The sequence below is a fragment of the Chachezhania sediminis genome (genome assembly GCF_009765275.1).
Classification (GTDB): Bacteria; Pseudomonadota; Alphaproteobacteria; order Rhodobacterales; family Rhodobacteraceae; genus Chachezhania; species Chachezhania sediminis.
Genome location: NZ_VOPH01000013.1, coordinates 19,622 through 34,536, shown reverse-complemented (window position 1 = coordinate 34,536; position 14,915 = coordinate 19,622). Strand labels below are relative to the sequence as shown.

16 protein-coding genes are annotated in these 14,915 nt (G+C 66.3%); 3 read left to right on the top strand and 13 right to left on the bottom strand.

Annotated features, from left to right (window positions below; all coding sequences use genetic code 11):
* Positions 1-101 precede the first annotated feature (101 nt).
* The 13 genes from FQK05_RS22930 to FQK05_RS22870 all read right to left on the bottom strand — a co-directional run bounded on the left by FQK05_RS22930 (position 102) and on the right by FQK05_RS22870 (position 11,493).
* Positions 102-458, bottom strand: coding sequence for a nuclear transport factor 2 family protein (locus FQK05_RS22930; RefSeq protein ID WP_158971355.1), 357 nt, complete (start codon positions 456-458; stop codon positions 102-104).
* Entirely contained in the window at positions 455-1,180 is a 726-nt protein-coding gene (locus FQK05_RS22925; protein ID WP_158971353.1) for a hypothetical protein, read from the bottom strand. Before FQK05_RS22925 ends, FQK05_RS22930 begins: the two co-directional genes overlap by 4 nt.
* Entirely contained in the window at positions 1,173-1,862 is a 690-nt protein-coding gene (locus tag FQK05_RS22920; RefSeq protein WP_158971351.1) for a carboxymuconolactone decarboxylase family protein, read from the bottom strand. Before FQK05_RS22920 ends, FQK05_RS22925 begins: the two co-directional genes overlap by 8 nt.
* The gene (locus FQK05_RS22915) at positions 1,859-3,487 is read right to left on the bottom strand and encodes a GMC family oxidoreductase (RefSeq protein WP_158971350.1); all 1,629 of its coding nucleotides are present in this window, start codon (positions 3,485-3,487) and stop codon (positions 1,859-1,861) included. Before FQK05_RS22915 ends, FQK05_RS22920 begins: the two co-directional genes overlap by 4 nt.
* A gap of 10 nt (positions 3,488-3,497) precedes the next feature.
* Complete coding sequence (locus tag FQK05_RS22910; protein ID WP_158971348.1) at positions 3,498-5,441, bottom strand: oxidoreductase; 1,944 nt, start codon at positions 5,439-5,441, stop codon at positions 3,498-3,500.
* Positions 5,438-5,791, bottom strand: a complete 354-nt coding sequence (locus FQK05_RS22905) for a hypothetical protein (RefSeq protein ID WP_158971346.1) — start codon at positions 5,789-5,791, stop codon at positions 5,438-5,440. The genes FQK05_RS22910 and FQK05_RS22905 overlap by 4 nt, the downstream gene beginning before the upstream one ends.
* A complete protein-coding gene (locus FQK05_RS22900; RefSeq protein ID WP_158971344.1) occupies positions 5,788-6,318 on the bottom strand; it encodes a hypothetical protein in 531 nt (176 codons plus the stop codon). The genes FQK05_RS22905 and FQK05_RS22900 overlap by 4 nt, the downstream gene beginning before the upstream one ends.
* A 7-nt stretch (positions 6,319-6,325) precedes the next feature.
* Entirely contained in the window at positions 6,326-7,066 is a 741-nt protein-coding gene (locus FQK05_RS22895) for an SDR family NAD(P)-dependent oxidoreductase (RefSeq protein ID WP_158971342.1), read from the bottom strand.
* A complete protein-coding gene (locus FQK05_RS22890) occupies positions 7,066-8,139 on the bottom strand; it encodes a class I SAM-dependent methyltransferase (RefSeq protein ID WP_158971340.1) in 1,074 nt (357 codons plus the stop codon). The genes FQK05_RS22895 and FQK05_RS22890 overlap by 1 nt, the downstream gene beginning before the upstream one ends.
* 53 nt (positions 8,140-8,192) lie before the next feature.
* A complete protein-coding gene (locus tag FQK05_RS22885) occupies positions 8,193-8,528 on the bottom strand; it encodes a hypothetical protein (RefSeq protein WP_158971338.1) in 336 nt (111 codons plus the stop codon).
* Positions 8,529-8,633: 105 nt separating this feature from the next.
* On the bottom strand, positions 8,634-9,623 hold the full coding sequence (locus FQK05_RS22880; RefSeq protein ID WP_158971336.1) for a TRAP transporter substrate-binding protein: 990 nt from the start codon (positions 9,621-9,623) through the stop codon (positions 8,634-8,636).
* A 59-nt stretch (positions 9,624-9,682) separates the two neighbouring features.
* Positions 9,683-10,975, bottom strand: a complete 1,293-nt coding sequence (locus FQK05_RS22875; RefSeq protein ID WP_158971334.1) for a TRAP transporter large permease — start codon at positions 10,973-10,975, stop codon at positions 9,683-9,685.
* Positions 10,975-11,493 carry a TRAP transporter small permease gene (locus FQK05_RS22870; protein WP_158971332.1) on the bottom strand — a complete coding sequence of 173 codons (519 nt, stop codon included), beginning with the start codon at positions 11,491-11,493 and terminating at the stop codon, positions 10,975-10,977. Before FQK05_RS22870 ends, FQK05_RS22875 begins: the two co-directional genes overlap by 1 nt.
* Positions 11,494-11,724: 231 nt before the next feature.
* Here FQK05_RS22870 and FQK05_RS22865 point away from each other — a divergent pair, with 231 nt between their 5' ends.
* From FQK05_RS22865 to FQK05_RS22855, 3 genes are read left to right on the top strand one after another with little or no spacing between them, the layout of a single operon-like run.
* The gene (locus tag FQK05_RS22865; RefSeq protein ID WP_158971330.1) at positions 11,725-13,167 is read left to right on the top strand and encodes an FAD-dependent oxidoreductase; all 1,443 of its coding nucleotides are present in this window, start codon (positions 11,725-11,727) and stop codon (positions 13,165-13,167) included.
* Positions 13,164-14,009 carry an alpha/beta fold hydrolase gene (locus FQK05_RS22860; RefSeq protein ID WP_158971328.1) on the top strand — a complete coding sequence of 282 codons (846 nt, stop codon included), beginning with the start codon at positions 13,164-13,166 and terminating at the stop codon, positions 14,007-14,009. Before FQK05_RS22865 ends, FQK05_RS22860 begins: the two co-directional genes overlap by 4 nt.
* A complete protein-coding gene (locus FQK05_RS22855) occupies positions 14,006-14,644 on the top strand; it encodes a hypothetical protein (RefSeq protein ID WP_158971326.1) in 639 nt (212 codons plus the stop codon). Before FQK05_RS22860 ends, FQK05_RS22855 begins: the two co-directional genes overlap by 4 nt.
* Positions 14,645-14,915: the final 271 nt, after the last annotated feature.

Below are 14,915 nucleotides of genomic sequence, written 5' to 3'. Positions count from 1 at the left end.
CGCCGCGACCGAGTCACGGTGCGTGCAGAGCACGCACCCTACGGGAACGCCAACACCCTGTAGGGTGCGTGGTCCCCACGCACCATCCCGACGAACCGCCGTCAGGCGCGCCGCGTCTCAGCCATGTCGTTCCAAACCTCCTGAAGGACGATCCGGCCCTCCACGACCTCGAACCGGTCGACGAAGCGGATGCCCGCAAACGGCGTGCCGTCCGGCCAGTCTCCTTCCAACGTGCCGGTGACATAGACCGTGTTGCCCGAAACGTCCGCCCGGTCGATCCTCTTGGCCACCCGCCGATACCGCGGCGCGGACCATTCGAAGAGCTCCTCCAGCCGGGTGAACTCCACCCCACCGGGGAAGATCATCCGGACATCCGGTGCCAGCAGGGCCCTGGCGGCCTCTACATCGCGGTTTCCAAGATGGCCGAGAAAGGCCAGTGCCACGCCGTCCGCCGTCATGTGTTTCCTCCGAAATCGCCGACCTTGCCGCCCGTGCCGGGGTCATAGGCCCCCATGCCACCCATTTCCGCCCAGATGCGGAACGGTTCCGACGGGGTGACCTCGCCCGATTGCAGCAGGTGGTGCCAGGTCTCGCAGGCCTCGACGAAACGGTTCACGCCGACGGGCCAGATGGCGTAGCTCAGCGCCTCCAGCATCTGGGGCTCGGGCAGGCCCATCGCATAGGCGGCCTTCAGATGATGCCGCACGGCCCCTTGCGCCCCTCGGCCCGCCTGGGCGCAGAGCATCGCAAGTTCCGCCGCGTCGGCGGGCACCCAGCCCGCGTTCAGCAGGCCCAGGCCCCGGGCATAGGCCTCTCCCGCGCGAAGGTCCGGCAACTGCCGACCCCAGGCGCCTTCGGCCATGGTCAGACCGTCGAAGCCGGCGGCGAAACCCGCCATGGAGATTACGGCCTCTGCCTGATCCCCGGTCCCGCCAGTGGACAGGAACAACTCGATATGATGGGTGCCGATCGCCTCTTCCGCGACGACCAGAAGGGCCAGCCAGACGACCTCTCGCGTGAAGGGAGACAGAACCCGCTGATCCACCGTCAGCGCGCGGTACATGGCCAGATAGGCGTTGTGCAAAGCCGGATCGCCCGCCGCCATCGCACCGTGATGGGGCAACAGGAAACCGCGGGCCGACCGCAGGCCTTCCAGCCGGGTGCGCAGATCCTCAGTCATCGGGGCCGCCCCCGTGCCCGCCCTGACCGGGGAAGGTGGCCCAGGTGCGGAAGCGTTCGCCGGCCTGCAATTCGCCCGACCGGATCATCTCGCGCCAGATCTTGGCCGCAGTCACGAAATAGGGGACCGAGGCCGGGAACATCGTCAGCGACAGCGCCTCGGACAGCCACATCTCGTCCACGCCGGCGGCATAGGCGTCGCGCAGTTGCCAGCGCAGCCCTTCCCAGTCGGCCCGGCAGATCTGGACGGCGCAGGCGGCCATGTGAACCAGCACCGGATCGGCCCCCTGCCCCGCCATGACGACGGCGCGTGTCCAGTCGGCGGGGATGTCGACCTCGGGCAGGTGATCCGACCAGTGGGTCTGGGTGAACCGATAGGCGCGGAAGCCGCAGACCGTGGCGGTGACCCGCAGCACAGCGGACACTTCGTCGGCGGTGCCGCCGGCCTTGTGGAACTTCTCGATATGGTGGGTCGCGATTTCCTCGTCCGTGGCGATCAGGATCGCCAGCCAGACGAATTCGCGGTCGTGATGCGACAGCACACGATCCTCGAGCGCCAGCGCGGTATAGGCCGCGTCATAGCCCTTCAGCAGGTTCGGCGCCGTCATCGCCAGAAGCCCGTGATGCGGCAGCAGGTAACCGCGCTTGGCCTTCAGATCGGCCAGATCGTCCTCAAGGCTCATGCCGCGTCCTTTCCGTTCCATTGTTCCATGACGAAATCCGCCGCCTTCGACCCGATCATCTGCGACGGCGCACCGGTATTGCAGGACGGCATCGTGGGCATGACCGATGCATCGGCAACCCGGAGGCCATCCACCCCGTAAAGGCGCAGCTGCCCGTCGACCACGGCCATCGTGTCATTGCCCATCTTGCACGTGCCCACCGGGTGGAACACCGTGTCCGCCACCTTGCGGATCCAGGCGTCAAGGTCAGCATCCGATTGCAGTTCGGCCCCGGGCGCGTTCTCCGCGCCGCGGAAGGCATCGAAGGCCGGCTGGGCAAAGATCTCGCGCAGGCGCCGGACCCCGCCCCGCAGGACGGCAATGTCGCGGGGGGCCGACAGGTAGTTGGCCCGGATCTTCGGCGCATCGAAAGGATCGGCGGACCGCAGCGAGACTTCGCCCGTGCTGTCGGGGCGCATCTGGTAGATATTGGCGAAAAAGCCATGTCCCCGGTCGGGCGCGCGGGAAAACGGCAGGCGCACGGCGGCGGTGGAACGTCCCGGCAGGAAATGCGCCTGCAGGTCAGGTTCGTCCAGCGCATCGTCGGATTTCAGGAAGGCCCCGGCCTCCAGCGGGAAACGGGACGCAGGGCCCGTCCCGCGCCACATGGCTTCCAACAGGGCCAGTCCCGCGCGGTCGGCGCGCAGCAGGTTGTGCAGCGTGATCGGCTGGGTGCAGTCGTATTCGACCCGGACCAGCAGGTGGTCGCGCAGGTTCTGCCCCACGCCCGGCAGGTCGACGGCCACGTCGATCCCGTGCTGTGCCAGCTGGTCTGCCGCACCGATCCCCGACAGCATCAGGATCTGGGGCGAATTCACGGTGCCCGCGGACAGGATGATTTCGGTCCCGGCATAGACGATTTCCCGCCGCTTGCCGATGGCCACCTCGACACCCACGGCGCGGCCCTTGTCCATCACGATCCGCAGGACATGGGCCCCGGTCATGATCTGCAGGTTGCCCGACGCCAGCGCCGGTTTCAGGAACGCCTCGGCCGCGCTTTTGCGCCGTCCGCCGGCGATGGCGTAGTCGTAGCGCCCCACCCCTTCGGGCGCCGCGCCGTTGAAATCGTCGGTCAGCGGATGGCCTGCCTGCTGGCCCGCCTCCAGGAACACGCCCGACAACGGGTTGAATTCCGTGTACTTCGACAGCGTCTGGTGCCCGTGGCCGCCATGCAGGTCGGTCTCGCCGCCCCAGTGGCCTTCGATGTCCTTGTAGCTTTTCAGGACCTTGTCCCAGGACCAGTCCGGCAGGCCCATCTGCGCCCAGCCGTCATAGTCGGACGGCAATCCGCGGGTCCAGACCATGCCGTTGATCGCCGACGATCCGCCCAGCACCTTGCCGCGCGGCCAGAACAGCTTGCGGTTCTCCAGCTGTGGCTCTGCCTCGGAATGATAGAACCAGTTGGCGTGCCGGCCCCTGAGCAGGATGCCGGTCATCAGGGGAACGCGGATCAGGGGGTTCCAGTCGCGGCCGCCCGCCTCGATCACCAGCACGCGGGCGCCGCTTTCCATCGCGATCCGGCCTGCGGCGGTGGCCCCGGCCGATCCCGATCCGATGACGATGACATCCGCGTTCGTGGTGGGCATTGCGTTTCCTTCAGAGTGAGCGTGCGACGCGATGCGCGTCCTGCATCGCCTCGTAAAGTGTGCGCGGCGCCGTGGCGTCGCCGATGGTGCGGGGGGCCAGCCCGGCCTGTTCCAGGTCGGTCTGCAGCTCGGTCGCAGCCGCGCCCGGCGTGGCGTGGACCACCGCGTCGAAGGGGCCGAAGGACTTGGCCTTCTGCAGCGGCGCGATCCGGCAGTCGATCTTGCCGCCCACCCCACCGGTGATCGTGTGGCCGTAACGGAAGACCGCCCCGGCATTGGCCAGCCGCTCCAGCGCCGTCATCCTTGCATAGAGCGTCACCGCCCACAGGGGCGCGGTCGAGGCCTGGAAGATTTCCACCCGCGCCCCCGCGGCCAGCAGCGTTTCGGCCGCCGACAGCGTGGCCCAGGACCCGGCATCGTCGCGGATCGCGACACGCTTGCCCGACCAGTCGCTGGCATCGGCCAGTAGCGCCTCGACCGTCAGGACAAGGAGCCCCTGCAGGGGCGCCGCGGCGCGGTCGGCGCCAGAGGCCAGAACGACCACGTCCGGATCAGCTTCGGCAACCGCAGAGGCAGAGGCCTCTCGTTCCGTATCGACCGTCACGCCGGCGCGTTTGACCCCGTCGACCAGCCAGTCGCGCATGGACAGAAGATCGCCGCGCCCGGTGCCCGTGCCCGCGATGTTCAGGACGCCGCCCAGGATCGCGTCGCGTTCCCAAAGGGTGACCCGATGCCCGGCAAGGGCCGCGACGCGCGCCGCCTCCATCCCCGCAGGCCCGCCGCCGACGACCAGAACGGATTTCGGCGACCCGGCCGGTGCCGGAACCTCGTCCCAATGGTCCTCGCGCCCGACGCGGGGGTTCATCATGCAGGAAATCGGCCGGTGTGCGCCGACCTGCCCGATGCAGTAGTTGTGCGCGACGCAGGGCCGGACCTGTTCTTCCCGCCCGTCCAGCGATTTCGCGATCAGGTCAGGATCGGCCATGTGCGCCCGGTTCATGCCGACCATGTCGATGGACCCGCGCTTCAGCGTCTCCTGCACTTCGGCCAGCGTGCGATAGCGGTTAGCGGTCAGCAGCGGCAGGTCCCCGATCACCGGGCGCAGTGCCTCGGTCAGGTCGCGGAACGGGTGCGGTTCGTGGGCCATGTCGGCCACATGGTGGCCGATGGACGGCCATTGATAGGCCGCGACCGAGGCATTGACGAAGGCCACGCCCGGCACCTTCACCGCCTGCGCGGTGATCTCGCGCTGTTCATCCGGCCCCAGCGCCCCGTCCTGAACGTCGTCGACGCTGGTGCGAATGCCCACCGGCATCACGCCATCCATTGCCGATGTCACGGCCGCCAGGCATTCCAGCGGAAACCGCATACGGTTTTCCAGCGATCCGCCCCAGGCATCCGTGCGGCAGTTCGACGACGGCGACAGGAACTGGTGCAACAGGTGGCCATGGCCGATATGGACCTCCATCCCCTCGAAACCCGCCTCGGCCGCCAGTGCGGCGGTCTCGACATAGGCGTCGCGGACCTCGATCATCTCCGCCCGTGTCATGGCGTGCGGGATCTCGGCCCCGGCGACCCAGGGGATCGCAGACGGGCCCCAGCCGGGAGTGCCGTCGGTTTCGTTCGGCCCGTGGCGCCCCGCATGGGTGATCTGGACAAAGGCGCGGGCGCCTTCCTCGCGGATCGCGTCGACGATGCGGCGCAGGCCGTCCAGCGCGCGGCGATCCGACCCCGACAGCCCCCCAGACCGGCCCAGGGACGTGCGATGTACCCGCAGAGGTTCGACGATCACCATCCCCACCGACCGCGCGCGTTCGCGCAGATAGGCGACATGGCGCTGCGTCGGCAGGAAATCCACGCCGAAATTGGTGGTGTGGGCCGGCAGGAAAATGCGATTGCGCACCTCGACCCCGGCCAGGGTGAAGGGCGACATCACCTTGTCGTAGCGATTCATTCCGGCTTGGGGACCTTCTGTCCGGTGCGGGCGTCGACCAGCGTCATCTCGACATAGACCTTGCCGGTGCCGCCATGGTCGATGCCGGTGTCGTAGCAGTCGAAATGCGCGTAGCGGCCGACCGGGTGCAGCCCTTCGGCCATCCGGTCCTGCGCCAGCATCAGCGCCGGCTGCAGCTTGCAGATCATGCCGATGCACAGGTTGGCCGAGGACTGGTCGGCCAGCAGGCGGCCCACATGATCGAAGACGAAGGTCTCGGCCTCGTTGATCTTGTTGGCGCAGTGAAAGGCCCGGGTCACCGTCGCGACCAGGCGGACGTCTTCGGGCGCCATCTCGTTCGGAAGGCTCATGCCATGTCCCCCCGTGCATCGGATCCGGCGGGATGGCGGTCGGTCACGGGTTCATGCGTGATCGCGTCCCGGATATGGACCCTGGCCAGCGCCTTCCCGGCACCGTGGTCGGCGCCCGTCATCGGGCATTCGACATATTGCCAGACGCAGGTCAGCGGGTTCAGACCTTCGGCCGCGCGGTCGAAGGTCATGTAAAAGATCGACAGAACCGGCGCCATCAGATGCACGCACAGCGGCGCATCCGACAGGTCCGGTTTCACCTTGTGGCGCATGTCGAAGACCATCTTCTGGCCCACCTGCATCCCGCAATGGCAGCCACCGGGGGCCGCCGTCACTTCCATCACGATCTCGTAGCGGTCCAGCCAGTCGATCCCCAGATGCCGCCGGCCGGAAAACAGGTTCTTGGCCTCGGGCGACAGGCGTTCGATGTCGCCGTCCTCGAATTCCAGCGCGGGCTTCAGCACCTCGGCCATTTCGGCCAGGTTGTCGTCCTCCTGGACGTAGTAGGGATCGATCTTTCGGGTCATGGCTGTCTCAGATGGCTGTGACGCCGCCGTCGGCGACGAGCGTGTGTCCGGTGATGTAGGCAGAGGCGGGCGCGGCCAGGAACAGCGCCGCGCGGGCGATCTCGCCCGGTTGGCCGAAGCGTTTCAACGGGACGGCTTCGACCAGCTTGCGCGACCGTTCCGGATCGGCGCGGGCGATGGCGGTCATCGGCGTCTCGATCGGGCCGGGGGCGACCGCGTTGCAGCGGGCATGGAAGGGCGCGAATTCGATGGCCAGCGTCCGTGTCAGCCCGTTCACGCCGGCCTTGGTCGCGGCATAGCCGGTGGCGCGGGGATGGCCCACGATGCCGACCTGGCTGGAAAAGAAGACCAGCGATCCGCCTTCCGCCTTGCGGAAATGCGGCGCAACGGCCCGGCCGACATGGAAAGGCCCGTTGAGGTTCAGCGCGACGATCCGCTGCCAGTCGGCATCCGACGTTTCCTCGACCCCGCGGAAATCGAAGATCCCCGCGGTCAGGATCACGCCGTCCAGTGCGCCCAGGGCTTCGGCGGCAGCATCGACAGTTGCGGTGACCTGAGCCGGATCGGTCACGTCGCAGGTGAAGGCATGGGGGGCCGGGGTTTCCTCCCCGGGCAGATGCGAAACGGCGACAACTGCCCCCGCCGCCATCGCCAGTTCCGTGCAGGACGCCCCGATCCCGGCCGCGCCCCCCATGATCAGGAGGCGCAGACCGGTCAGATCGACAAGGGCCATTGCTTGGGCGGTCATCACGCCGCCTTGCGGGCGATGATCAGCGTCCAGGGGAAGCGCCACGCGGTCATCGACGGATCCAGCGCGCCGTCCATTTCCTCGAACGGGACGATCTCGACCTCGTCGAAGCCGGCGTCCTTGTGGGCCTGGATCACGTCCATCTGGTTCAGGGGCACCATGAACGGTTCGTTGTTCCGGGCCGAGTGGCCATAGTGGATGTATTCCTTGAACGCGTCGTCCCGCACGAGGAAATCCAGGTGGATCGACAGCCCGCCCGGTGCCAGCAGGCGGTGGCTTTCCTTGAACACGCCCTTGATGTGGCTGGGCGGCATCTCGTGCAGGACCATGGTCGAGGTCACGATATCGGCGGACCCTTCTTCTAGCCCGGTGTCCATCGCGTCGGCCTGCTTGAACAGCACGTTCTGCGCCTGCGCCTCGGCCGCGCGTTGGGCCGCCAGCCGCAGACACGGCGCCGACAGTTCCAGCCCGATCACGTCGATATCCGGGTGATCGGCGTAGAACGGATAGGTCGAGGCGCCGAACCCGCAGCCCATGTCGACCACGCGCTTGACCTCGGTCTGCGCCCGGTCCATCGCCTGTTTCTTCACCCGGTCCCACAGCGTGGCGTGCTTCTTCAGCATCGGCGCCGTCGACTGCGCCCCGCGTTCATAGACATAACCGGCGATCTCGTCCGACCAGACGCCGCCCGGGTGCTGGTGGATGTCGATATTGGTGTAATAGACCGGTTGTTCGAAATTCGGGTCGATGTCCAGCAGGCGCGGCGGCACATCGGCGTTCAGCGCCCTGGCGATCTCTTCCCTGTACTGGGAATAGTGGACGGCCAGGCCGTGCTGGCCGGAGTATTTCATCCGCTGCAGGTGGCGTTCGTACCAGCCGAAGAACTGCGCGGTGGTGTCGTCCTTCATCAGTTGGGCCACCTCGGCCCCGGTCTTCGGCGCGTCCTCACCCGCGGCCACGGCATAGCGCTTGCGCAGTTCCGGGAAAATGGTCCGCGTCCAGTACAGTTTGCAGTCCAGCACAAAGGACTGGTACGCGTCGAACGGCCGGTTCTGGGGGATATCGTCGAACATGGTTCGTCTCCGTCATGTGGCCGGGGCGCGCCTTCCGGCCCGTCCCCGCGTCGTCATTCCTGGTTGAACTGGTCCACGCCGTCTTCCGGCGCGCCAAGCGACGCCTCGATGCCCATGGTGCAGAACATCAGCTCGTTCACGAAGCTCTGCCGCGCGGCATCCAGCTTTTCCTTCTGCTCGGCCGTGGGCTGGAACTGGTCCAGCGCCTTGGCCGTCACCGGCTCGTCCGCTTCCAGCAACATTTCCAGCGTCGCCAGACGGTCGCGTGTGACGTTCAGTTCTGCCGCCATGGTCATGATCATGGCCAGCAGACGATCGATGGCCGGGTCCTTGAAGAAGGTCTGTTCTGCCTTCATCGGCAAGCCGGTCGGATGTTCCATCATGCCCATGGGTATATCTCCTTGTCGGATACGCGCGCGCAAGGTCTGTCCGGGGCGCGTTGGGGCGGCCGGGGCCCCGGATCGGGCCCCGGCCTGTCGTGGGTCGGGCCGCGATCAGCCTTCGATCGCGTTGATCATATCCCATGCGCCGGGGCCGAAGGCCTCGTCCGCCAGTTTCTTGTTCACCGGCTCCATCGCCGCGATCAGGCCAGACGCGTCGAGGTCGATCAGGGCTTCGGGGCCATTGGCGTCGGACCATGCCTTGAAGTCGGTCTTCTTCGCCTTCACCCCGACCTCGTAGTAATCGGTGGTTTCCAGCGCATCGAAGGTCGACTGCATGATCTCCTGCTGTTCCGGCGTCATCGAATTCCAGGCCGCGTTCGAGATCACTTCCTTGTCCAGCGCCAGGCCGAAATCCGGAACCACGACGTATTTGCAGACCTCGTAGAACTTGAACTGAACGGCCGGATTCAGCGCGGTCAGGACGCCGTCGACGATGCCCGACTGCAGCGACAGGTAGACTTCGTTGAAGGGGATCGGGGTCGGGATCGCGCCGAAATGGCTCAACGCTTCGATGCAGCCCTTGATCTGGGGCGCCCGGATCTTGCGGCCCTTCAGGTCGTCCAGCGACGTGATCGGGTCCTTCAGCATCAGGTTGTAGGACCCCAGGCGGCCCACACCCAGAAGCTTGGCGTCATAGCGTTCGGTCAGCGCGGCCGAGCACTTGGCACCGATCTCGGATTCCATGACCTTCTTGGCCTGGACCGCGTTTTTGAAGAAATAGGGCGAATAGAGGATGTCGAATTCCTCGATCCCCGTATAGGCGCCGTTGTAGATGTCGAGGCTGCCAAGCGCCATCGACTCGATCAGGTCCTTTTCGCCGCCAAGCGTGCCCGCGAAGATCTCGAACGAGATTTCGCCGCCGGTCTTGTCCTTCATGGCATTCGAGAAGGCCAGGTTGAAGGTGTTCGACACGGTCTGCGGACCACCGGCATTGCCATAGCGGAAGATGGTCGCGGCACGCGCGCGGTGCGGCAGGGCGACCGTGGCGGCCAGGGCGGCGGCGCCACCCAGAAGTCCACGGCGGGAGATATCGAAGGTCATGTGATCTTACTCCTGTTGGGATGGTTGGTGGACCGGTTGGACCGGTTTTTGTTGTTCGCTCATCGCATCAGCAACGAGGGAAGGATCAGGGTGATCCAGGGCACGTATGTCAGAAGGATCAGCGCGACCCACAGCACCGCGTAGAACGGCAGCCCGCCCCGGAAGACCTCCATCATGCCAAGCCCGGAAATTCGGGCCATGACGAAGAGGTTCAGCCCGATCGGGGGCGTGATCATGCCCAGCACCAGGTTGAACACCATGACCAGCCCGAAGTGGATCGGATCGACGCCCAGCCCCGTCATCAGCGGGAAGAAGATCGGCGACAGGATCAGCATCAGCGGCATGGCGTCCAGGAAGGTCCCCAGGATCAGCAGCAGGATGTTGATGATCAGGAACAGGACATACGGATTGTTCGAGATCGCCAGCAGCGTGTCGTGGACCAGCCGACCCAGCCCGGCAAGCACCGCGATCTGCCCGAAGATCTGGCTGAAGGCCACGGTCATCATGATGACGGCGGTCGTCAGCGCGGCCGCGATCAGGCCTTCCATCAGCGCCTTCAGCGTCATGTCGCGGTAGACACCGAAGCCGATCAGCAGGGTATAGGCCACAACGATGGCCGCGGCCTCGGTCGGGGTGGCGATGCCGAAGACCTTGGTCACGATGATGATCAGCGGCGCGCCCAGGGGCAGGATGCCGGCCCGGATCTTCTTCTTGCGCTCGTCCCAGGAGGGTTTCGTCTCGCGCGGGATGTCATAGCGACGGGCCAGGAAGGCGCTCATCGCGATCAGACCGACATACATCATGAGACCGGGCAGGATGCCTGCAAGGAACAGCTCGCCCACCGACAGGTTGGCGATGGCGGCCAGCAGGATGAACAGGATCGACGGCGGGATGATCGGACCCATCGCCGCCGCGGCGGAAATCACGCCGGCGGCATAGCGGGGGGCATAGCCGCGCTTCTTCATCTCGGGCACCAGGATCGACCCGGTCGCGGCCGCATCGGCCACGGCAGAGCCGGAGATACCGGCCATGAACAGGTTCGCGGTGATGCCCACATTGGCCAGGCCGCCCGGGCGGTGCGCAACCATCGCGGCAGCGAAATCGATCAGACGGCGGGTCACGCCGGCCTTGGTCATCAATTCACCCGCCAGCACGTACATCGGGATCGCCAGCATGGAATAGCTGTCCACGCCGGAGGTGATGGTCTTGGTAAACAGGACCGGGTTCACCGGCCGCGCGTCGAATTGGCTGGCCACGATATAGGTCAGCGCCGCGGCGCCCACCGCAAAGGCGATGTCCATCCCCAGAAGAACAAGAACGAACAGCAGCAGGATGCACAGGGTCAGCAGCATCAGTCTTCGGCCTCGCGCAGCTCGGCGATGACGGGAACGGGATCGTCGACCCCGCCGGTCAGCAAATTCCACAGGCGGAACGCCTCGTTCACAAGCAGCAGGCAGGCACCGATGGGCAGGGCCCAGAACTTCCAGCCTTCGGACAGGCCCGTGGCATAGGAGACGGACCGCGAGGTCAGCTTGATGATCGGCACCGAATACCAGAGGATCCCGATCAGCATGCCTACGACCGCCAGGTGCATCACGATCTCGATCGCACGGCGGACGCCGTCCGGCATCAGCTCGGCCAGGGCGGTCATACGGATGTTGTGACCGGACAGGTAGGCAAAGCCCGCGCCCAGGAAGATCATCCAGACGAACAGCATCTTCGGCATTTCCTCGCCCCACATGGGCGGTGCACTGAACGCGTAGCGCATGATCACCGAGTAGAGGACGAGACCGGTGAAGAGCAGCAGCAGAAGCCCGCAGATGAAGGCCCCGATCCTGCAGAATACCGCAAATGCAGCCGATAACGTCATGGTCGGCACACACCCCTGTTGTCCGGCGCTTCGCCCCTCTGCCGTATCCTGATCACCCTGCGACCGGATACGACGGACCACGTCGAATCAGTCATTTAATTTGTATCTCTTTTCGTTGACTTAATGTCTTATAAATGAAACAGCTTGTCTACGGTTTTTTAAACAGACCCCGGCAGATCGCTGCCTGATCCAGGGCGCTGGCGGTCCGGTCGGTCAAGTGGGAAACAGCCAATGGAACGATACGACATCGTGGTCGTGGGCGCCGGCACCGCTGGCATGCCCTGCGCCATCGAAGCCGTCGCGACCGGTGCGCGCGTGCTTGTGGTCGAGGCGCAGGATCAGGTCGGCGGCACGCTTCACGTCAGCCTTGGCCAGCTCAGCGGTGCGGGTTCCGCATTGCAGGCGGAACGCGGGATTTCCGACAGCGCCAAGGCGCACATGGCGGATATCGAACGCATCAACCGCGGCACCGGCCGACGCGATATCCTGGAACTGACCCTGCCCCGCCAGGGCGCGACCATCGACTGGCTGATGGAAAACGGCTTCGACATGGATCCGGTCTGCCCGACCATCCTGCACCTGCACGAAGCCTATCGCGAAGCACGCACCTATTGGGGGGTCGAAGGCGGCATTTCCGTCCTGAAGGTCCTGACGCCGCTTTTCGATGCGGCGATGGCCAAGCCCAACGCCACGCTGATGCTGTCGACGAAGGCCACCGGCCTGAAGACCGACGGCGGCAGGGTCGCCGGCGTGACCGTCGAAGGCCCCGGCTGCACCCGGGAAATCGCGACCGATATCGTGGTTCTTGCGACCGGCGGCTATGGCAGCAATGCGCAGCTGTTCGCGCGGCTGACCGGCGGGCAGGCGCTTTACACCGCGGCAATGCCCGGATCGGACGGTTCGGGCATCGAGATCGCAGAGCAGGCTGGCGCCGCCCTGCGCGGTCAGGACCTGTTCCTGCCGACCTATGCCGGCATTCCGGAAAAGGGCGACGGCAACCGGGTGATCTGGCGCCACATGCCCAGTCTGACGCCACAGGTCCGCCAGCCGTGGGAGCTTCACCTGACCACCGAAGGCCGCCGTTTCGTGCGCGAGGATGACCCAAGCGTCGACAACCGCGAACATGCGCTGGCGGCGGAACCCGACATGTCCTTCTGGTGCGTCTTCGACGATGCGATCCAGGACAAGGCCCCTGCCCTTCTGCCCGGCTGGACGGCCGCGGAACTGGCGGCCGCCTGGAACGCCCGCCCCGATTTCGTGACCGCACCGGACCTGGCCACGCTGGCCGACCGAACCGAAATGAAGTCCGACGCGCTGGCCGAAAGTCTGGCAGCCTATAACGACGCCTGCACCGGTGCCTCGGCCGACCCGATGGGCCGCACCCACCTGCCCCAGGCCATCGCCGGCCCCGGCTTCCGCGCCATCCGCATGCGCGGCATGGTCCTGAAGACGCCCGCCGGGCTGGACGTGGACCAAACGCTGACGGTCCGCCGCACCGACGGCACGCCCATCACCGGCCTTCATGCCGTGGGCGAGGCCATCGGCGGGTCCACCCTGTCGGGCCGCGGCTTCATCTCGGGGATGAGCGTCACGCCTGCCCTGACCCTTGGCCGCTGGCTGGGCCGGACATTGGGCCAGTCCCCTGGCGCCCGCAAGACGGAGAGTGCAGCATGACCACCCGCATCACCCGAGGCTTTGCCGATATCGGCGACCGCCAGATCCACTATCGCCGGGCGGGCCCGTCCGCCGATGTGCCGCTGGTGGCAATCCACCAGTCGCCGGGATCTTCCAAGCAGCTGGAAGGGCTGATGCACGAACTGGCGGCCCTTGGCCGTGCGGTCATCGCGCCCGATACCGCGGGCAATGGCGACAGCGAGGCGCTGGCCCTGCCACAGCCGGACATCGCCGACCTGGCACAGGCGGCCTTCGCCGCCGTGGACGGCATGGCCCCGGGCCAGTTCGACCTTTACGGCAGCCATACCGGTGCTTCGATCGCGATGGAGATCGCGATTGCCCACCCGACCCGGGTCCGCAAGATCGTGATCGACGGCATGGGGCTATATTCCGGCAGTCTGCAATCGGAAGTGCTGGACCGCTATGCCCGCGAAATAGCGCCGGATGCCGAGGCCACGCACCTGATGAAGGTCTGGCACTTCTGCCGCGACCAGCACATCTTCTGGCCCTACTACAACCGCTATTCCGCCGACGGCATCCTGCCCGACGGGCTGCCCAACGACAACTACATGCACGATTTCACGGTCGAGGTGCTGAAGGCGCTGCGCACCTATCACCTGTCCTATCGCGCGGCCTTCCGCCACCCGAAACGGGACCGCCTGCCGCTGATCGCCCAGCCGGCCATGGTGGTCTGCTCGGGGTCTGACATGCTCTTCGAATATTTCGACGAGGTGGCCGATCTGATCCCCGGCGCACAGAAGACCCGGTTGAAGGCGTGGAACGATCCCGACCACCATGCCCACGCGGCCGGGGTCATCGACAGCTTCCTGGCCGCATCATGAGCGCGCTGGAATCCTGCCCGCTGGTGATCTTCATCGCCTACACGGTGCCCCAAGATGCCGAACCGCGGGGCTATTCCCAATGGCTGCGCGACGTCGACATGCCGTTCTTCAACGCCATTCCCGGCACCGGCCACTATGCCAACTGGCGCGTGGGCGAAACACTGGCGGGCGACGTGCAGCCCTGGGACTATTTCGACTTCCAGGGCGTGAAATCCGAGGACGATCTTGAACGCGTCTGGTTCAGCCCGGAACTGGACGAGTTCCGCAAGGGCTGGCTGAAACTCTGGGGCTATGGCGGCACCGGCGGGGCCGAGGCACCGCCGGTCCTGCGCCATGCCTACCTGATGCGCAGGGTGGGCGATGCCACGCCGAAACTGGACACGACCCTGACCCTTTCCGCGGGGACCGGCGCGGTGCCGGGCGCCCCGGGCGACGTGCGCTGGCAGGTGGAAGGGATCCTTCACAAGCATTTCGGCGGCGCGTCGGACAAGCCCTGGCTGACCCCGGTGGCGGACGGCAATCCGCTGGGCTTCGACTGGGTCAGCGCCCGCTATGGCAATCGGACCGATATTGCCCCCGACGCCGGCTTTGCCTGCCGCGCCTCGCTGATCGCGGCCCCCGACCGTACCGTCTAGGGTGCCTCCGGGGGCACGGCGTGCCTGTGGCCCGCAAACCATTGTGCCCGGGCACATCCGTCTACCGTGGGCCACGGGACCCGCTGCCTGCAAAGCCGCGACGGTCCCGGGCGTTCGACAGTGCCAAGCCGTTATCCTGCCGGGCTTGGCGGGATAGCGCACAATCCGGCCGCTCTGTCACCATCCGGAAATGGGCGAATCCGGCCGAATGCGCCCCACCCCTGGCCCGGACCCAGGTCGCCTTCGGCCTTGCCGCGGTGGATGGCAGGAC